The sequence below is a fragment of the Variovorax sp. J2L1-78 genome, assembly GCF_030317205.1.
Lineage (GTDB): Bacteria > Pseudomonadota > Gammaproteobacteria > Burkholderiales > Burkholderiaceae_C > Variovorax > Variovorax arabinosiphilus.
Map to the genome: position 1 here is coordinate 656,966 of NZ_JASZYB010000004.1, position 17,461 is coordinate 674,426.

The 17,461-nt window shown below is 69.9% G+C and carries 16 protein-coding genes; 10 read left to right on the plus strand and 6 right to left on the minus strand.

The features are described 5' to 3' along the window. Positions 1-60 precede the first annotated feature (60 nt). The 4 genes from QTH86_RS25780 (at position 61) to QTH86_RS25795 (ending at position 4,271) form a co-directional block, all read left to right on the plus strand. On the plus strand, positions 61-1,041 hold the full coding sequence (locus tag QTH86_RS25780; protein ID WP_286649016.1) for a S1C family serine protease: 981 nt from the start codon (positions 61-63) through the stop codon (positions 1,039-1,041). 43 nt (positions 1,042-1,084) lie between these two features. Further along, positions 1,085-2,098, plus strand: coding sequence for an AAA family ATPase (locus tag QTH86_RS25785; RefSeq protein ID WP_286649017.1), 1,014 nt, complete (start codon positions 1,085-1,087; stop codon positions 2,096-2,098). Positions 2,099-2,212: 114 nt separating this feature from the next. Continuing rightward, complete coding sequence (locus QTH86_RS25790) at positions 2,213-3,202, plus strand: DUF58 domain-containing protein (protein ID WP_286649018.1); 990 nt, start codon at positions 2,213-2,215, stop codon at positions 3,200-3,202. 28 nt (positions 3,203-3,230) lie between these two features. After that, a complete protein-coding gene (locus QTH86_RS25795) occupies positions 3,231-4,271 on the plus strand; it encodes a VWA domain-containing protein (RefSeq protein ID WP_286649019.1) in 1,041 nt (346 codons plus the stop codon). A 13-nt stretch (positions 4,272-4,284) separates the two neighbouring features. Here QTH86_RS25795 and lolD read toward each other — a convergent pair whose 3' ends face one another. Together lolD and QTH86_RS25805 are read right to left on the minus strand one after the other, a co-directional pair. Continuing rightward, positions 4,285-4,977, minus strand: a complete 693-nt coding sequence (gene lolD, locus QTH86_RS25800) for a lipoprotein-releasing ABC transporter ATP-binding protein LolD (RefSeq protein WP_286649020.1) — start codon at positions 4,975-4,977, stop codon at positions 4,285-4,287. Beyond that, on the minus strand, positions 4,970-6,226 hold the full coding sequence (locus QTH86_RS25805; protein WP_286649021.1) for a lipoprotein-releasing ABC transporter permease subunit: 1,257 nt from the start codon (positions 6,224-6,226) through the stop codon (positions 4,970-4,972). The genes lolD and QTH86_RS25805 overlap by 8 nt, the downstream gene beginning before the upstream one ends. A 59-nt stretch (positions 6,227-6,285) precedes the next feature. Here QTH86_RS25805 and QTH86_RS25810 point away from each other — a divergent pair, with 59 nt between their 5' ends. Beyond that, positions 6,286-7,254, plus strand: a complete 969-nt coding sequence (locus QTH86_RS25810; RefSeq protein WP_286649022.1) for a hypothetical protein — start codon at positions 6,286-6,288, stop codon at positions 7,252-7,254. Further along, positions 7,251-8,975, plus strand: a complete 1,725-nt coding sequence (recJ, locus tag QTH86_RS25815; protein ID WP_286649023.1) for a single-stranded-DNA-specific exonuclease RecJ — start codon at positions 7,251-7,253, stop codon at positions 8,973-8,975. Before QTH86_RS25810 ends, recJ begins: the two co-directional genes overlap by 4 nt. 23 nt (positions 8,976-8,998) lie before the next feature. Here recJ and QTH86_RS25820 read toward each other — a convergent pair whose 3' ends face one another. Genes QTH86_RS25820 through QTH86_RS25830 form a run of 3 tightly spaced genes read right to left on the minus strand, consistent with a single transcriptional unit; the run spans position 8,999 to position 12,383 of the window. Further along, positions 8,999-9,883 (minus strand): NAD(P)-dependent oxidoreductase, encoded by an 885-nt coding sequence (locus tag QTH86_RS25820; RefSeq protein ID WP_286649024.1) that lies wholly within the window; start codon positions 9,881-9,883, stop codon positions 8,999-9,001. A gap of 28 nt (positions 9,884-9,911) precedes the next feature. After that, on the minus strand, positions 9,912-11,381 hold the full coding sequence (locus tag QTH86_RS25825) for an NAD-dependent succinate-semialdehyde dehydrogenase (protein ID WP_286649025.1): 1,470 nt from the start codon (positions 11,379-11,381) through the stop codon (positions 9,912-9,914). Positions 11,382-11,411: 30 nt separating this feature from the next. Further along, positions 11,412-12,383, minus strand: coding sequence for a 2-hydroxyacid dehydrogenase (locus QTH86_RS25830; protein WP_286649026.1), 972 nt, complete (start codon positions 12,381-12,383; stop codon positions 11,412-11,414). 144 nt (positions 12,384-12,527) lie between these two features. Between QTH86_RS25830 and QTH86_RS25835 the strand changes: the two genes are divergently transcribed. From QTH86_RS25835 to QTH86_RS25850, 4 genes are all read left to right on the plus strand, one after another. Then, positions 12,528-13,337, plus strand: a complete 810-nt coding sequence (locus QTH86_RS25835; protein ID WP_286649027.1) for a FadR/GntR family transcriptional regulator — start codon at positions 12,528-12,530, stop codon at positions 13,335-13,337. A gap of 167 nt (positions 13,338-13,504) precedes the next feature. Further along, a complete protein-coding gene (locus tag QTH86_RS25840) occupies positions 13,505-14,491 on the plus strand; it encodes an NAD(P)-dependent oxidoreductase (protein ID WP_286649028.1) in 987 nt (328 codons plus the stop codon). A gap of 33 nt (positions 14,492-14,524) precedes the next feature. Beyond that, complete coding sequence (locus QTH86_RS25845; RefSeq protein WP_286649029.1) at positions 14,525-15,673, plus strand: mandelate racemase/muconate lactonizing enzyme family protein; 1,149 nt, start codon at positions 14,525-14,527, stop codon at positions 15,671-15,673. A gap of 42 nt (positions 15,674-15,715) precedes the next feature. Next, entirely contained in the window at positions 15,716-16,714 is a 999-nt protein-coding gene (locus QTH86_RS25850) for a Bug family tripartite tricarboxylate transporter substrate binding protein (protein WP_286649030.1), read from the plus strand. Between the two features lie 3 nt (positions 16,715-16,717). Here the strand turns inward: QTH86_RS25850 and QTH86_RS25855 are convergent, their stop codons facing one another. Continuing rightward, positions 16,718-17,419 (minus strand): PA4824 family protein, encoded by a 702-nt coding sequence (locus QTH86_RS25855; protein WP_286649031.1) that lies wholly within the window; start codon positions 17,417-17,419, stop codon positions 16,718-16,720. Positions 17,420-17,461 lie beyond the last annotated feature (42 nt).

The window sequence follows — 17,461 nt, forward strand, 5'->3', positions numbered from 1 at the left end:
GCGGCACAAAGCGTGCTACCGTGATTTCTTTGACACGTCACTCTTTGCCCGGAGGTGCCGATGCGCAGGACTGGTATTTACAGCCGCTCGCCGCAAGCGTCGAAAGACGCCGACGAGCCCCGCGAGGGGGATGCGCCCGCCGCCGGTGCGCCGCCGGACGTGCCGGCTGTTGCGCCGACGCGATGGCAGCCCGGGCGCAAGTCCTTCGCGGGACTGCTGGTGCTGGTGCTCGCCTTGGCCGGCGGGGGCGCCGCGCTCTGGCCTCGGCAGGCCGGGCATGCACTGACCCAGAAGGACATCGACGCCGCCGTGCTGCGCACGCTGCAGACCAACGTCCTTCCCTCCCAGGCCACGCGGGCGGCCGCCATCATCCGGCCCTCCGTGGTGCGCGTGGTGGGCTACGGCACCGAACGCGCGACGCCCGAGGCCAAGACCGAGAAGCGCGGGCGCAACATGGCGCGCGGCAAGGCGCCCGAAGCCGATCCGCCGCCCGGCACCGAGGTCGAACGCGGCGTGGGCACCGGCGTGGTGATCGTCGACAAGGGCGTGATCCTCACCAACCTGCACGTGGTCGCCGGCTCGGAAACCATCAAGGTCACCTTCTCCGATGGCCTGGAAGCGGAGGCAACGATCACCGGCGTGCAGCCCGAGAACGACCTCGCCGTGCTGCAGGCGAAGAAGATCCCCGACGACCTGATCGCCGCGACCATGACCTCGACCGCCGACCTGCAGTCGGGCGACCAGGTCGCCGCGGTCGGCTTCCCCTTCGGCATCGGCCCTTCCGTGTCGGCGGGCGTCGTGTCCGGACTCAAGCGCTCGTTCCGCTCGCCGGAAGGCAAGCAGGAGCTGGGCAACCTGATCCAGTTCGATGCCGCCGCCAACCCGGGCAACTCGGGCGGTCCGCTGGTCAACATGAACGGCGAGGTGCTCGGCATCGTCACGGCCATCCTCAACCCCACGCAGCAGCGCACCTTCATCGGCATCGGCTTCGCGGTGCCCATCGAGAACGCGGCCTCGGCACTGGGCTCGCCACCGTTCTGAACGCCCCACCGTCCGCCTTTCACCCACTCACGAAAGCACGCGCATGAGCTTCGAGACACCCCCGACGAATTCACCCGCCACGGCCGAGCTGATGGAGCAGATCCTCTACGAGGTGAAGCGCGTCGTGGTCGGCCAGGACCGTTTCCTCGAACGCGTGATGGTGGCGATGCTGGCCGGCGGCCACCTGCTGGTCGAAGGCGTGCCGGGCCTGGCGAAGACGCTCACCATCAAGACGCTGGCCGAGACGGTGAGCGGGCAGTTCAAGCGCATCCAGTTCACGCCCGACCTGGTGCCGGCCGACCTGGTGGGCACCCGCATCTACAACCAGAAGACCGGCGACTTCTCCACCGCGCTCGGCCCGGTGTTCGCCAACCTGCTGCTGGCCGACGAAATCAACCGCGCGCCAGCCAAGGTGCAGAGCGCGCTGCTCGAGGTGATGCAGGAACGCCAGGTGACCATCGCCGGCGAGACGCACAAGGTGCCGCGCCCCTTCCTCGTGATGGCGACGCAGAACCCGATCGAGACCGAAGGCACCTACCCGCTGCCTGAGGCGCAGGTCGACCGCTTCATGATGAAGGTGCTGGTCGACTACCCCACCGACGAAGAGGAATTCGTCATCGTCCAGCGCGTGATCGGTCCGCCGGTGCAGCCGGCGACGGTGGCCACCACCGACCAGCTCGCCGCGCTGCAGGCCGAGGCCCGGCGCGTGTACGTCGACCCCTCGCTCATCCAGTACGCGGTGAAGCTGGTGTCGGCCACGCGCACGCCCGAGAAGCACGGCCTGAAGGACATGCGCCGCTTCATCACCTTCGGCGCCAGCCCGCGCGCCAGCATCAACCTCACGGAAGGTGCCCGTGCATTGGCCCTGCTGCGCGGCCGCAGCTACGCGCTGCCGGAGGACATGACGGCGCTGGTGCCCGACGTGCTGCGCCACCGCGTGACGCTGTCGTACGAGGGCCTGTCCGAAGGGCTCACCGCCGACGGCTTGATCGAGAAGATCATGCGCGCCATCCCCGCCCCACCCAAGCCGCTGGAACATGAAAAGCTGGTGGCCTAGAGCAATGAGCACTCCCCCAGTCTTCGCGCACTGCGTGGCGCTCCGCCCCCCCCCTCGCCGGGGGCAACACCAGCGGCCCGGCGAAGCCGGTTCCGCGGTGTTCCTGGAAAAGCCATGAAGAGCTGGTGGCCCAGTAAGCGCGCGCGCGCCGCGAACGATGCGCAGGTCGCGGCCGAGACGGCCGCGGGCGCCGCCGAGCGCGTGCTGCGCCGGCTCGAGTGGACCGTCATTCGCCGGCTCGACGGCCTGCTGCAGGGCGACTACCGCACGCTGATGCGCGGCACCGGGCTCGACCTGGCGGACCTGCGCGAATACCAGCACCACGACGATGTGCGCCACATCGACTGGAACGTGACCGCCCGGCTGCAGACGCCGCATGTGCGCGTCTTCACCGAAGACCGCGAGATGGCCGCCTGGTTCGTGCTCGACCTGAGCCGCTCGGTGGACTTCGGCTCGGGCCTGAAGGCCAAGCGCGAGATCTCGCAGGGCTTCGTCGGCGTGCTGGCCCGCCTGCTCACCCGGCACGGCAACCGAGTCGGCGCGCTGGTCTACGGCAACGACCTCGAGGCCGTGATCCCGCCGCGCAGCGGCCGGCCCCATGTGCTGCACCTGCTGCACGCCATGGACAAACGCTCCGTCGAGGGCAAGCCGACGCAGGGCATGACCCGGCTGTCCGACCTGCTGAAGTCCGCCGCGGTGCTGATGCCCCGGCGCTCGACCGTCTTCGTGGTGTCCGACTTCCTGACCGAACCCGGCTGGGAAAAGCCGCTGGCCCAGTTGACGCAGCGCCACGAGGTGGTCGCGGTGCGGCTGTTCGACCCGCTCGAGATCGAACTGCCCGACCTCGGCCTCGTGCCGCTGCGCGACGCCGAGACCGGCGAGCAGTTGTGGGTCGACACGCACGACGCCGGCTTCCGCAAGCGCTTCGCGCGCATCGCCGCCGAGCGCGAGGCCACGCTGCGCGCCACGCTGGCCAAGGCCGGCGTCGACACGCTCGAACTCTCCACCGACGACGACCTGGCCGCCGCCATCCTGCGCTTCGCCGACCTGCGCAAGCGCCGGTTCCGCACCAACGGCGCGCAGCGTAAGGCGGTGGCCGCATGATCTCAGCGACGACACCCGGGAGCGCCCCATGAATTTTCTGTGGCCCCAGTTCCTCTGGCTGCTGACCGCCGTGCCCCTGCTGGTGCTGCTGTACGTGTGGCTGATGCGGCGCAAGAAGAAGCTGGCGCTGCGCTACGCGAGCCTGTCGATCGTGCGCGAGGCGATGGGCGCCGGCCAGAGCATGAAGCGGCACATCCCGCCCCTACTCTTCCTGCTGGCGATGGTGGCGATGCTGGTCGCCGCGGCGCGGCCGATGGCGGTGGTGGTGCTGCCGTCGAACCAGCAGACGATCATCCTGGCGATGGACGTGTCCGGCAGCATGCGTGCCACCGACGTGCTGCCCAACCGACTGGTCGCGGCGCAGGAGGCCGCCAAGGCCTTCATCAAGGACCTGCCGCGCACCGTGAAGGTCGGCATCGTGGCCTTCGCGGGCAGCGCGCAGGTGGCACAGCTGCCGACCGTCAACCGCGACGACCTGGTCACCGCGATCGACGCCTTCCAGCTGCAGCGCGCCACCGCCACCGGCAACGCCATCGTGGTGTCGCTCGCCACGCTGTTCCCGCAGGCCGGCATCGACATCTCCAACTTCGGCCCGCAGAGCCGGCAGCGCGGCGTGCCGATCGAGCAGGCGGGCAAGGCGCCCGCGCCCGAGTTCACACCGGTGGCGCCGGGCTCGTACACCTCGGCGGCGATCATCATGCTGACCGACGGCCAGCGCACCACCGGCGTCGACCCGCTCGACGCGGCCAAGGTGGCGGCCGACCGCGGCGTGCGCGTGTACACGGTGGGCATCGGCACGGTCGACGGCGAGACCATCGGCTTCGAGGGCTGGTCGATGCGCGTGCGGCTCGACGAAGAAACGTTGAAGGCCGTGGCCAACAAGACCTCCGGCGAGTACTTCTACGCCGGCACCGCGGCCGACCTGAAGAAGGTGTACGACACGCTGAGTTCGCGCCTGACGGTCGAGAAGAAGGAGACGGAAGTGTCTGCGCTCTTCGCCCTGGGCGCCGCGCTGCTGGCTTTCCTGTCGGCGGGGCTGTCGCTGTTCTGGTTCAACCGGATTCTTTGAGGCCTCGGCACCCTCAATTCGCCAGCCGCCCCGCCACCAGCCGCAGCACGCGGTCGCAGCGGCTGGCCAGCGTCTCGTCGTGGGTCACCATGACGAAGGCGGTGCCGTGTTGGCGGGCCAGCTCGAGCATCAGCGCGAACACGCCGTCGGCCGTGCTGCGGTCGAGGTTGCCGGTCGGCTCGTCGGCCAGCACGCAGTCGGGCTGGGTGACCAGGGCGCGCGCGATGGCGACGCGCTGGCGCTCGCCGCCCGAGAGTTCGGCCGGGCGGTGTTGCAGCCGCTCGCCGAGACCGACCGCCTTGAGCATCCGCGTCGCGGCCTCGGTCTGTTCCGCCGGCGGTGCGCGCCGGATCTTCAGCGGCATCGCGACGTTGTCGAGCGCGCTGAATTCCGGCAGCAGGTGATGGAACTGGTAGACGAAGCCCAGGTGCTGGTTGCGCAACCGGCCCTGTTCGGCCGCATCGGCGTGCGCGATGTTCTTGCCGTGCAGCTCGACGCTGCCCGCGGTCGGCGCATCGAGCCCGCCCATCAGGTGCAGCATGGTGCTCTTGCCCGAGCCCGAGGCGCCGACGATGGCCAGCGTCTCGCCCGCATGCACGTCGAGGTCGACGCCGTGCAGCACGGTGAGGTCGATGCGGCCTTCGTGGAAGCGCTTGGTGAGGCCGCGGACCTTCAGGACGACCTTGCCGGAAGTGACTTCATTCATATCGCAAGGCCTCCGCCGGGTTCACGCGGCTGGCGCGCCAGCTCGGGTACAGCGTGGCCACGAAGGCCAGGGCCAGCGAGATCAGCGTGATGGGCATGATGTCCGACTGCTGCGGATCGCTCGGCATGCGGCTGATGAGGTAGATGTCCTTGGGCAGGAAGCTGGCGTGGAAGAGTCGTTCCAGCGCCGGCACGATCACGTCGATGTTGTAGGCGATGCCCAGGCCCAGCAGCAGCCCGCCGAGCGTGCCGATCACGCCGACCATGGCGCCCTGCACGACGAAGATGCCCATGATGCTTTTCGGGCTGGCGCCCAGCGTGCGCAGGATCGCGATGTCGGCGCGCTTGTCGGTCACGGTCATGACCAGCGTCGACACCAGGTTGAAGGCCGCCACCGCGACGATCAGCGTGAGGATGATGAACATCATGCGTTTCTCGACCTGCACCGCGGCGAACCAGGTCTTGTTCTGCCGGGTCCAGTCGCGGATGAGGAAGGAGCCGGGCAGCGTGACCGCCAGCTCGTCGGCCACCTGGCGCGCCTGGTTCAGGTCCTTCAACTTCAAACGGACGCCGCTCGGGCCTTCGAGGCGGAACACGCGGGCGGCGTCCTGCTCGTGGATCATGGCCAGCGCCGAGTCGTATTCGTAGTGTCCCGAATCGAAGGTGCCGACCACGGTGAACTGCTTGAGCCGAGGCACCACGCCGGCCGGCGTCACCTGGCCGCCCGGCGCGACCAGCGTGACCTGGTCGCCGACGCGCACGAAGAGCGATCGCGCCAGCTCGCCGCCAAGCACGATGCCGAATTCGCCGGGCACCAGCTTGTCGAGCGCGCCCTTCTGCGCGGTGCTGGCGAAGTCCGTCACCTCGGGTTCGAGCTTCGGTTCGATGCCGCGCACCAGCGCGCCCTTCATGTCTTCGCCGCGGGCGATGAGCGCCTGGGTCGCGATGAAGGGGGCCACGCCGATCACTTCGGGGTTCTTGCGCGCCGCGTCCATGATCGGGCCGATGTCCTGCAGCGCCTGGCCGTCGCGCGAGAAGATCTCGATGTGCGAGACCACGCCGAGCATGCGGTCGCGCACCTCTTTCTGGAAGCCGTTCATGACCGACAGTACGATGATCAGCGCCGCCACGCCCAGCGCGATGCCGAGCATCGAGACACCGGAGATGAAGGAGATGAAGCCGTTGCGCCGCGTCGCCCGGCCCGCACGCGTGTAGCGCCAGCCGAGTTGCAGTTCGTAGGGGAGGGGCATAGGGGCGGAATTGTGGCATCCCGCCGGAGGCCGCCGAGCATGACCCGACAATAGGCCCCATGGCCCTCCCCCTCTCCCCGACACATCTGCTGATCCCCTTTGCCGGCCGCGGGTCTTCCGCCTGCGCCGCCGCGCTGGCCACGCTGCAACTACCCAACCTCGACGCCCTGCTCACCCGCCTGGCGGTGGCCCACGACGACACGCAGGCCGACACCACCCTCACGCCGCCGCACGAGCGCGCGCTGGCCCGCGCGCTCGGCATCGACGCGGCCGACGGCTGCATCGCCTGGGGCGCGCGCGAGGCGCAGCAGACCGGCCTCTCGCGTGCCGGCTCCGACGAGCCCTGGGCCGTGCTCACGCTGTGCCACTGGGAAGTCGCCATCGACGAGGTGGTGCTGCACGACCCGGGCGACATGGCGATCGATGCCGCGGAATCGCAGGCGCTGCTCGAAGCCGCCCGCCCCTTCTTCCAGGAAGACGGCATCGTGCTGCGCCGATCGGCCGCACCCGGTCGCTGGCTGGCACGCGGCGAGCTGTTCCGCGGCCTCGCCACCGCGTCGCTCGACCGCGCCGCGGGCGGGCCGATCTCGGCCTGGGCGCCGTTGACCGACGCGCTCAAGCCGGTGCGCAAGCTGCAGAACGAGATGCAGATGCTGCTCTACACGCAGCGCGTGAACGACGAACGCATCGCGCGTGGCCTGCAGCCGATCAACTCCTTCTGGCTGAGCGGCACCGGCGTGCTGTCGACCGCAACGCCTGCAGCCGCCGAGGTAGCGACCGTGCTCGACACGCTGCGCGCCCCGGCGCTGCGCGACGACGCCGCCGCCTGGGCCGCCGCCTGGCAGGCGCTCGACGCCGGCCCGATCGCCGAACTGCTGGCCGCCTACCGCCGCGGCGAGGCGGTGCAGCTGACGCTCTGCGGCGACCGCAGCGCACGCCGCTTCGCGCCGCAGCCGCGCGGTGCCCTGGGTTGGGTGAAGAACCTGTTCACCCGCACGCAAGCCACGACGATGCTGGCCGCGCTGTGAAGATCGTCGCCCGCGACATCCCGCCACGCAGCGTCTGGGCGCTCGAACAGGCCGGCGTGCACCCGCTGCTCGCGCGTCTGTACGCCGCCCGCGGCGTGCTCGGGAAGGAAGAGCTCGACGACGGCCTGGCGCGCCTGCTGCCGCCCGACACGCTCAAGGGCACGCGCGAAGCGGCCGTGCTGCTGGCCGATGCCATCCGCGACGACAAGCGCCTGTGCATCGTGGCCGACTACGACTGCGACGGCGCCACGGCCTGTGCGGTGGCCGTGCGCGGGCTGAAGCTGCTGGGTGCCAAACATGTCGCCTACCTGGTGCCCGACCGCGTGGTCGACGGCTACGGCCTCACGCCACCGATCGCCGAGCGCGTGGCCGACGGCGGCGCCGACATGCTCATCACCGTCGACAACGGCATCGCCAGCGTCGACGGCGTGGCCGCCGCCAAGGCGCGCGGCCTGCAGGTGCTGGTGACCGACCACCACCTGCCCGGCCCGCAACTGCCCGACGCCGACGTGCTGGTGAACCCGAACCAGCCCGGCTGCGACTTCCAGAGCAAGAGCATCGCCGGTGTGGGCGTGATGTTCTATGTGCTGCTGGCACTGCGCTCCGAGTTGCGCGCGCGCGGCGTGTTCGACGCGGCCACGCAACCCAAGTTGGACGTGCTGCTGCCGCTGGTCGCCTTGGGCACCGTGGCCGACGTGGTCAAGCTCGACGCCAACAACCGCCGCCTCGTCGCCCAGGGCCTGCGCCGCATCCGCGCGGGCGCGCTGCCCGCCGGCATCGCCGCGCTGTTCAATGCGGCCGGCCGCAAGGCGCCGGTCGCCACCACCTTCGACTTCGGTTTCGCCCTCGGTCCACGCATCAATGCGGCCGGCCGCCTGGCCGACATGACGCTGGGCATCGAATGCCTGCTGACCGACGACGCCGGCCGCGCCGACGAACTGGCGCGCCTGCTCGACGGCATCAACCGCGAGCGGCGCGACATCGAGGGCGGCATGCGCGACCAGGCGCTGCTGCTGGCCGAGTCGCTGTTCGATGTCGACAGCGCCGGCGGCGAATCGGTGCCCGCAGCCATCAGCGTGTTCGACGCCGCCTTCCACGAAGGCGTGGTCGGCATCGTCGCCTCGCGCCTGAAGGACCGCTTTCACCGCCCGACCTTCGTCTTCGCCGCCAGCGGCGCGCCCGGCAAGGAACAGGAGCTCAAGGGCTCGGGCCGCTCCATCCCCGGCTTCCATCTGCGCGACGCGCTCGACCTGGTCGCCAAGCGCCACCCCGGCGTGCTGCTGCGCTTCGGCGGCCATGCGATGGCGGCGGGCTGCACCGTGGCGCGCGACCAGATCGGCACCTTCGAGCGCGCGCTCGCGCAGGTAGCGACCGAATGGCTCGACGCCGCCTCGCTCACGCGGCGCATCGACACCGACGGCCCGATCGCTGCCGAGTACATGCGCGTCGACCTGGTCGACACGCTGCACCGCGAGGTGTGGGGCCAGGGCTTCGCGCCGCCGACCTTCAGCGAGGAGGTGGAGGTGATCTCGCAGCGGCTGGTCGGCGAGAAGCACCTGGCGCTGCGGCTCAAGCACCAGGGCAAGCCGGTCGACGGCATCTGGTTCGGCCACACCGAGCCGCTGCCGCCGAAGGTGGTGCTGGCCTTCCGGCTCGACGCCGACGAATGGCAGGGCGTGCGCCGCGTGCGCTTCCTGATCGAAGGCGCCGAAGGCGCGTAGATGGCCGCCGAAGACCGCTGTGCTTACACGCCGTCGCCGCGCTTGGCCAGCACCGCCACCAGTTCAGGCATCAGAGCCTGCGGGTCGCTGCCCTGCACCGCGCCTTCGAGCGTCTGGCGCACGCCCTCGGCGATGCTGCGGGCCGAATGGCTGGCCTCGGCCATGGCCGTGTAGTAGCCCAGGTCCTTCAGCGCATTCGACATCGCGAAGCGCAAGCCGTTCGGGTCCTTGTTCATCAGGAAGGGCCGCAGCCGCTCCAGCGCGGTGCCACCGCCGCCACCCTTGACCAGCACGTCGATGAAGACTTCGGGGTCGACGCCAGCACGCTCGGCGCAGGCCGCGGCCTCGGCGATCAGCGCGACCGAACCGAGCGACACGTAGTTGTGCAGCAGCTTCATCCGGTGGCCGGCACCGACCGGGCCGGCGTGCGTGATGTTCTCGGCGAAGCAGGCCAGGAGCGGCCGGCAGTCGCGGAACAGCTCGGCGTCGCCGCCCACCAGCAGGTTGAGGCGCCCTTCGGCGGCCTCCTTGGGCGTGCGCGTCATCGCGGCATCTATGAAGCGCCCACCGGCGTCGGCGACGATCTTGGCGAGACGCTCGGTCGAATCGGGCAGCGCGGTCGAGCAATCGATGATGATCGTGCCGGGTTGCATGCCCTTGAGCACACCGGTGTCGCCGAGCAGCACCGCCTCGACCTGCGGCGTGCCGGTGACGCACAGGATCACCACATCGACCGCGGCCGCCAGCTCGCTCGCGGTGGCGAAGGTCTTCACGCCCGCCGCCTTCAGCGTGTCGAGCGGCTGGTTGCCCGGGTGCTCGAGCACCGACAGCGGATGGCCGTGCTTGACGATGTTGCTCGCGATGCCGTGGCCCATGAGGCCGACGCCGACCAGTCCGATGTTTTCCATTCGTTATCTCCTGCTAAAGCTAATGTGGCTACACCCGCATCGGACGGCCGAGGCCGCCGGCGCAGACATACTTGATCTCGAGGTAGTCGTCGATGCCGTACTTGGAGCCTTCGCGCCCGACACCCGATTCCTTGATACCGCCGAAGGGTGCGAGCTCGGTCGAGATCAGCCCTTCGTTGAGCCCGACGATACCAACCTCCAGCGCCTCCGCCACGCGCCAAGCGCGCGCGTAGTCCTGTGTGTAGAAATACGCCGCCAGGCCGAAGGGCGTGTCGTTGGCCATCGCGACCGCCTGCTCGTCGGTGTCGAAGCGGATCAGCGGCGCCACCGGGCCGAAGGTTTCTTCCTGCATCAGCTTCGACCTGGGCGAGACGTCCGCCAGGATGGTCGGTGCGAAGAAGCGGCCGCCCAGCGCGTGCGTCTTGCCGCCGGTCACGATGTGCGCGCCCAGGCCCACGGCGTCTTCGATGTGCTCGCGCACCTTGGCCACGGCCGCGTCGTCGATCAGCGGGCCCAGGTTGACGCCCTTCTCCAGCCCGTTGCCGACCACCTGCGCCTCGACCGTCGCCTTGAGCTTCTCGGTGAAGCGGTCGTAGATGCCGGCCTGCACGAAGATGCGGTTGGCGCACACGCAGGTCTGGCCCGCGTTGCGGAACTTCGAGGCCATCACGCCGGCCACGGCGGCGTCGAGGTCGGCATCGTCGAACACGATGAAGGGCGCATTGCCGCCGAGCTCCATCGACACCTTCTTCACGGTGCCCGCGCACTGTTCCATCAGCTTCTTGCCGACCTCGGTGGAGCCGGTGAACGAGAGCTTGCGCACGATCGGGCTGCCGGTGAGCTCGCCGCCGACGGTCGATGCCGAACCGGTCACCACGTTGAGCACGCCGGCGGGAATGCCGGCCTCGGCCGCCAGTTGTGCCAGGGCCAGCGCCGAGTACGGCGTGGCCGAGGCCGGCTTGATGACGATGGTGCAGCCGGCCGCCAGCGCGGCGCCCGCCTTGCGCGTGATCATCGCGTTGGGGAAGTTCCACGGCGTGATCGCCGCGACCACGCCGACCGGCTGCTTGAGCACGACGATGCGGCGGTCCATCGTCGCGGCCGGGATCACGTCGCCATAGACGCGCTTGGCCTCTTCGGCGAACCACTCGATGAAGCTCGAGCCGTAGGCGATCTCGCCCTTGGCCTCGGCCAGCGGTTTGCCTTGCTCGAGCGTGAGCAGCATGCCCAGGTCGTCCTGGTGCGCCATGCAGAGGTCGTACCAGCGGCGCATGAGGTGCGAGCGCTCCTTGGCGCTGGTGTCGCGCCAGCCCGGCAGCGCCTTGTTCGCCGCGTCGATGGCGCTGCGCACGTCGCCCGCGGTGAGGCGCGGCACGGTGCCGAGGGTACTGTCGTCGGCGGGGTTGGTGACGGCGATGGTCGCGCCGTCGGACGCATCGACCCAGCGGCCGTCGATGTGGCATTGCTGGCGGAACAGATCGGGATGTTGGAGTTTCATGGCGAACGGTGGTTGGAAATCGGAAAGGAATCAGGAAAGCAGGTTGTCGGGCGTCTCGCCGCGCGCGAGGGCCTCGACGCCGTGGATCAGCAGCCAGCCCATCGCATCGCGCGTCTCGTGCGTGGCGCTGCCGATGTGGGGCGAGAGGAAGACGTTGTCCAGCGTGCGATAGCCCGGGTTCACGTGCGGCTCGTTGGCGAACACGTCGAGCCCGGCGCCACGCACCTGGCCGCGCCTGAGCGCAGCCAGCAGCGCCTCGTCGTCGACCAGGTCGCCGCGCGAGATGTTCACCACGACGGCGCCTTCGGGCAGCATCGCCAGCCGCGCGGCATTGAAGGTACCGCGCAGCGACGGCGCACCTGGCGCCGCGATCATCAGGATGTCGCTCGCGGCGAGCAGGCCGTCGAGCGTGGCGTGGTAGGTCGCGCCCTCCTCCAGCGCCGCGTCGAGCCGCGACCGGTTGTGATAGTGGATGGCCAGGCCGAAGGCGCGGGCGCGCACGGCGATGGCACGCCCGATGCGGCCCATGCCGAAGATGCCGAGCCGGCGGCCGACCAGGCCCATGCCCAGCAGCTGCGTCGGCGCCCAGCCGGCCCACGCACCGCTGCGCACCAGGCGATCCGCCTCGAAGCCGCGGCGGCAGGCGTTGAGCAGCAGCATCATCGCGACCTCGGCGCACGCGTCGCTCAGCACGTCGGGCGTGTGCAGCACCTGCACGCCGGCAGCGCGCGCGGCCGCCATGTCGATGTGGTCGTAGCCGACCGACAGGGTGGCGATCACGCGCAGCGTGGGCGCGAGCTGCGCGATGGTGGCGGCATCGATGGCTTCTGTGGCGCTGACGAACAGCAGCTCGCACCCCTGGGCACGGCGCGCGATCTCGGCCGAAGACAGGATCGAGTCGTCGTCGTTCACCTGCAGCGCGAAGCGTTCCCGCAGCGCGGATTCGACGGCGGGCGTGAAGCGGCGGCACAGGAAGGCGCGGGGCCGTGGCGAAAGGGTCATGACGGAGGGATCAGGGTTTTCTCGCAGCACGAAAGCGCTGCGTTGTCTCTGGTCGTATTACAAATACGTCATATCAATTTGTCAAGCGTGCAAGCGTCAGTGGTATTCTTCGATCCCTCCGAACCGCCCGCACCACCAACCGCCATGGCCTTCTCCACCACCGACGAACCGAACGCCCGCATCGCCACGGAAGGCACGCTGGCCGATCGCGTGACGGGGCTCATCGCCGCCGACATCCGGGCCCGCGTCTATCCGGTCAACACGCGCCTGCCGACGGAACAATCGATGACCGAGCAGTACGGCGTGAGCCGCACGGTGGTGCGCGAGGCCATCTCTCGGCTCAAGTCCGAAGGGCTGGTCGAGACGCGCCAGGGCAGCGGCACGGTGGTGCGCGACCCGAAGGTCTCGGACGCCTTCCGCCTCGGCCAGCCGCACGAGAACCCGGCCGAGGGGGTGCTGCGCATCCTCGAGCTGCGCCGGGGCATCGAGGCCGAGATGGCGGCGCTGGCGGCCGAGCGCCGCACCGGTGCCGAGATGACGCAGATCCAGCAGTCGCTGCGCGCCATCGCCCGCGCGGTGAAGGACGGCGGCGACGGCGTCGCCGAAGACCTGGCCTTCCACATCGCCATCTCGCGCGCCGCGCACAACCCGCACTACACCGAACTGCTGGGCATGCTGACGCGGGCGCTGCACGATGCGATCCGCCTGACCCGCGCCAACGAGGCGCGCCGCGCCGACCTCGCCGCCCAGGTGCTGGCCGAGCACGAAGCGATCTGCGCCGCCATCAAGGCCCGCGACCCGGCCGCCGCGCGCACCGCCGCCTTCCTGCACATGCACAACACCGGCCAGCGCATCGAACAGGCCGGCAAGGACTTCTGGACCGGTGACAGCCGCGCGGCGGCGCAACGCGTGGCGCGCGCCAAGCTGGGCGGCACGGCGACACCCAAGCGCTGACGCTCGGCAGAAACCCGGTCGCCATTTCGAAAGTTGTGTGATAGATTCATCACACAACTTCATCGGCGACGCACCGTTGAACGACTGAGACAAGCGACGGCAGGCGACACCTGCCACCGTCGCACGGGCTCGCGTTCAGGGGGGCGACCGGCCACCGACCCAGCGCCATGCGTCCTCCTCGTGTTCTGCTGACCGACCCCCTGCACCCCGATGCGCAGGCGCGCCTCGCCGAATGGGCTGCCGTGTCGCAACTGCCCGACGGGCTCACGCGTGCGCAAAGCGACGCGGCGCTGCGCGACGCCATGGCGAGCACGGAGGGCCTGGTCGTGCGGCGCCTGCTGCCGCCCGACCTGTTCGACCGCCCGCACGCGCTGCGCGGCGTGATGCGCCAGGGCGTCGGGCTCGACTTCATCCCGGTGGACCGTGCCACGGCCAACGGCATCCCGGTCGGGAACACGCCGGCGGTCAATGCCAACGCGGTGGCCGAGTACGTGTTCGCCGCGCTGCTGGCGCACAGCCGCCAGCTGGCCGCCTTCGACATGAACGTGCGCACCGGCGACTGGGCGGCGCGCACGCAGGCCGGCGCCCGCACCTTCGAGCTGCGCGGCCGCACGCTGGGGCTGGTCGGCTTCGGCGCCATCGGCCAGCGCATCGGCAGCATCGCGCAGCGCGGCTTCGGCATGACGCTGGCCGTGTGCACCGGCACGCCGTCGAAGGTGCCGGCGGGCATCGCGACGCTGTCGCTCAAGGCGTTGTTCGCCGCCAGCGACTTCCTCGTGATCGCCTGCCCGCTCACCGAGCGGACGCGCGGCATGGTGAATGCCGACGTGCTCGCGCAGGCGAAGCCGACGGCGGTGCTGGTCAACGTCGGCCGCGGCCCCGTGCTGCGCGAGGACGACCTCGCGGCTGCCCTCGATGCGGGGCGCCTGGCAGGCGCGGTGCTCGACGTTTTCGAGACCCAGCCGCTGCCGGACGACAGCGCCCTGCGCCGCCACCCCGGCGTGCTGCTCACGCCGCACCTCGCCGGCCTCACGCAGGAGGCCGAGCGCGCCATGGGCGTGCTGGCCGTCGACACGCTGGCAGCACTGCTGCTGCGGGGCGAGCGGCCGCCCAACATCGTCAACCCCGAGGTCTTCGCCGCGCCGCGCGGCTGACCGCTTTCTCTTTCAACGCACAGGAGACATCCCTTGAAGATCACCCGCATCACCGCCGTGCCGCTGTCCTACCGCCTGCCCGAGGGCAAGACCGTGACCATGGGCATCGGCAGCACGCTCAAGCGCGACTGCATCATCATCCGCGTCGAGACCTCCGAAGGCATCACCGGCTATGGCGAGGCGCACCCCGGCCGCAGCCCGGGCGCCATCACGGCGCTGGTGCACAACACGCTGCAGCCGCTGCTGGTGGGCATGAACGCGACCGACGTGGTGGGCGCGTGGCAGCGCGTGCACCGCATGCAACTGTCGAGCCACGGCCTGGGCGCCGGCACCTGCCTGGCACTGTCGGGCATCGACATGGCGCTGTGGGACATCCGCGGCAAGGCCGCCAAGATGCCGCTGTACGAATTGCTGGGCGGGTCGCACCGCCGCATCCCGGCCTACGCCGGCGGCATCGCGCTGGGCTACCAGCCGGCCGAGGCGATGGCCGAAGAGGCGCAGTCGTATGTCGAGCAGGGCTACAAGGCCGTGAAGCTGCGCATCGGCGACACGGTGAAGAACGACATCGCCCGCGTGCGCAAGGTGCGCGAGGTGCTGGGCGACGACATCGACATCCTGACCGATGCCAACACCGCCTACACGATCGCCGACGTGCGCCGCGTGCTGCCGGCGCTGGCCGACATCCACGCCGGCTGGCTGGAAGAGCCCTTCGCCTGCAACGACTTCGCCTCGTACCGCGAGGCCGCGAAGATCACGCCGCTGGTGCCGATCGCGGCGGGCGAGAACCACTTCACCCGCTTCGAGTTCGGCCAGATGCTCGATGCGCGCGCGGTGCAGGTGTGGCAACCCGACCTGTCCAAAAGCGGCGGTATCACCGAAGGCGTGCGCATCGCGGCGATGGCCTCGGCCTTCCGCATCCCGGTGCATGCGCACAGCTCGGCCACGGGCTTGAACCACGCGGCCACGCTGCACTTCCTGGCCGCCACCGAGAACGCCGGCTACTTCGAGGCCTGCGTGTCGAAGTTCAACCCCTTCCGCGACATGTTCGGCAGCACCTTCGAGATCGGCGCAGACGGCTGCGTCGAGCCGCCGAGAGGCCATGGCATCGGCATCGAGGTGGACGAATCGATCTTCGAGAAGTACCCGATGGTCGACGGACCCGGCTATGTCGTGAAGTTCTGAAGCCGCGCCTCGGGCGCCCCAACAACCAGAAGGAGACAAGACATGCAATCGACGAAAAGAACCCTCATCCGCCTGCTGGCACCGCTGTGCCTGGGGCTCGCGTTCGGCACGTTAGGCAGCACGGCTGCGATGGCCGACGACTACCCGAGCAAGCCGGTGCGCATCATCGTGCCGTACACGCCGGGCGGCTTCAACGACACGCTGGCGCGCACGGTCGGCGACCGGCTCGGCAAGCTCTGGAAGCAGTCGGTGGTGGTGGACAACCGTCCCGGCGGCAACACCGTGCTGGGCAACAACCTCGCGGCCAAGGCGCCGGCCGACGGGTACACCATCCTGATCACACCCCTACCGTTCTCGGCGCTGCCGGCGCTGTACGGCAGCAAGCTGCCCTACAACGCGCTGACCGACTTCCAGCCGCTGGTGTGGGCCGGCTACACGCAGAACGCGCTGGTGATCCGCCCCGACCTGCCGGGCGTGACCAACCTGAAGGAACTCATCGACTACGCCAAGAAGAACCCGGGCAAGCTGAACTACGGCTCGACCGGCTCGGGCTCGTCGAACCACCTGTCGATGGAACTCTTCATGAGCATGACCGGCACGAAGATGACGCACGTGCCCTACAAGGGCAGCGCGCCGGCGGTGATGGCGATGCTCGGCGGCGAGATCGACGTGCTGTTCGACAACGTGCCCAACCTGATGCAGCAGATCAAGGCGGGCAAGCTCAAGCCCATCGCCGTGACCGGCACCAGCCGCGCCGGCCTGCTGCCCGACACCCCGACCGTGCAGGAAGCCGGCGTACCGGGCTACGAGGTGGTGGTGTGGTTCGGCATGCAGATGCCGGCCGGCGTGCCCAGGCCGGTCGTTGACCGCGCCAACCAGGACATCGCCGCGATCCTCAAGGACCCGGAGGTCGTCAAGCAGTTCCGCGAGCAGGGCGTGGAAGTGGTGGCGAGCACGCCCGAGGCCTTCGGCCAGCTGCTGCAGAAGGAAGTGCCGAAGTGGACCAAAGTGGTCAACGACGCAGGCGTAAAGGTCGAATAGGCTTCAGTGCCGCGAGAACTCGCGATTCAGTCCGATCACCACGCTGCGCAGGCGGCCATCGCCGGTGCGACCGCTGCGCGAAGCGCTGAGTTCGATCGTCGTCAACGGCGCCACCGTGATGCGCGCGCCCAGGCGCGATGTCCACAGATCGAAGGCGCGGTTGCGCTCGGCGATCAGCGTGAGCTGTTCGGTGAGGGTCCACTCCAGCGCGGCACCGCCGCGCACCGTGGCCACGCCGCTGCCGGTCGCCCAGTCGGTACCGGCATTGACCAGCACATTCACGCGGTCGCTCGCACGCCAGCCGAGCGGCAGCAGGAACTGCCCACCGGCGCGGCCGCCATGGCGCAGGTCGACGCTGGTGGCCAGCGCCGCGGCGGCGCTCCAGATCGCCTCGGGCTCACGTCCCCAGAAAGTCCACTTGATCTGCGGCCCGACGAGCACGGCAGCGGCCGCGCCGGGCGCCGACGTGCGGTCGACGTTGAACCCCAGTTCGACCGGGCCGGCCGCGCAGGCGCCGCCCACGTGCTGAAAGTTCAGGTCGCCGGGGCTGCGCAGCCGGCCGGCCCACACCTCGACCAGGCACTGGCCGGCATCGAGCGTGCCGGCGTCGTCGACGTCGAAATGGCCGGCGGCGCCCGCCGCCGCAGCGAGGAGCAGGCCGCAGGCGAGTACGGACCATCGTGGGGCCCGGTGACGGAACTTCATGCAGGGATATCGGCAGTGGATGCCGCGACTTTAGGGCCGCGG

Excerpts from the sequence above, each read along its gene's own strand:
- QTH86_RS25780 (WP_286649016.1), top strand. The coding sequence starts at position 61 with ATGCGCAGGACTGGTATTTACAGCCGCTCGCCGCAAGCGTCGAAAGAC.
- QTH86_RS25785 (WP_286649017.1), top strand. The coding sequence starts at position 1,085 with ATGAGCTTCGAGACACCCCCGACGAATTCACCCGCCACGGCCGAGCTG.
- QTH86_RS25790 (WP_286649018.1), top strand. The coding sequence starts at position 2,213 with ATGAAGAGCTGGTGGCCCAGTAAGCGCGCGCGCGCCGCGAACGATGCG.
- QTH86_RS25795 (WP_286649019.1), top strand. The coding sequence starts at position 3,231 with ATGAATTTTCTGTGGCCCCAGTTCCTCTGGCTGCTGACCGCCGTGCCC.
- lolD (WP_286649020.1), bottom strand. The coding sequence starts at position 4,977 with ATGAATGAAGTCACTTCCGGCAAGGTCGTCCTGAAGGTCCGCGGCCTC.
- QTH86_RS25805 (WP_286649021.1), bottom strand. The coding sequence starts at position 6,226 with ATGCCCCTCCCCTACGAACTGCAACTCGGCTGGCGCTACACGCGTGCG.
- QTH86_RS25810 (WP_286649022.1), top strand. The coding sequence starts at position 6,286 with ATGGCCCTCCCCCTCTCCCCGACACATCTGCTGATCCCCTTTGCCGGC.
- QTH86_RS25820 (WP_286649024.1), bottom strand. The coding sequence starts at position 9,883 with ATGGAAAACATCGGACTGGTCGGCGTCGGCCTCATGGGCCACGGCATC.
- QTH86_RS25825 (WP_286649025.1), bottom strand. The coding sequence starts at position 11,381 with ATGAAACTCCAACATCCCGATCTGTTCCGCCAGCAATGCCACATCGAC.
- QTH86_RS25830 (WP_286649026.1), bottom strand. The coding sequence starts at position 12,383 with ATGACCCTTTCGCCACGGCCCCGCGCCTTCCTGTGCCGCCGCTTCACG.
- QTH86_RS25835 (WP_286649027.1), top strand. The coding sequence starts at position 12,528 with ATGGCCTTCTCCACCACCGACGAACCGAACGCCCGCATCGCCACGGAA.
- QTH86_RS25840 (WP_286649028.1), top strand. The coding sequence starts at position 13,505 with ATGCGTCCTCCTCGTGTTCTGCTGACCGACCCCCTGCACCCCGATGCG.
- QTH86_RS25850 (WP_286649030.1), top strand. The coding sequence starts at position 15,716 with ATGCAATCGACGAAAAGAACCCTCATCCGCCTGCTGGCACCGCTGTGC.
- QTH86_RS25855 (WP_286649031.1), bottom strand. The coding sequence starts at position 17,419 with ATGAAGTTCCGTCACCGGGCCCCACGATGGTCCGTACTCGCCTGCGGC.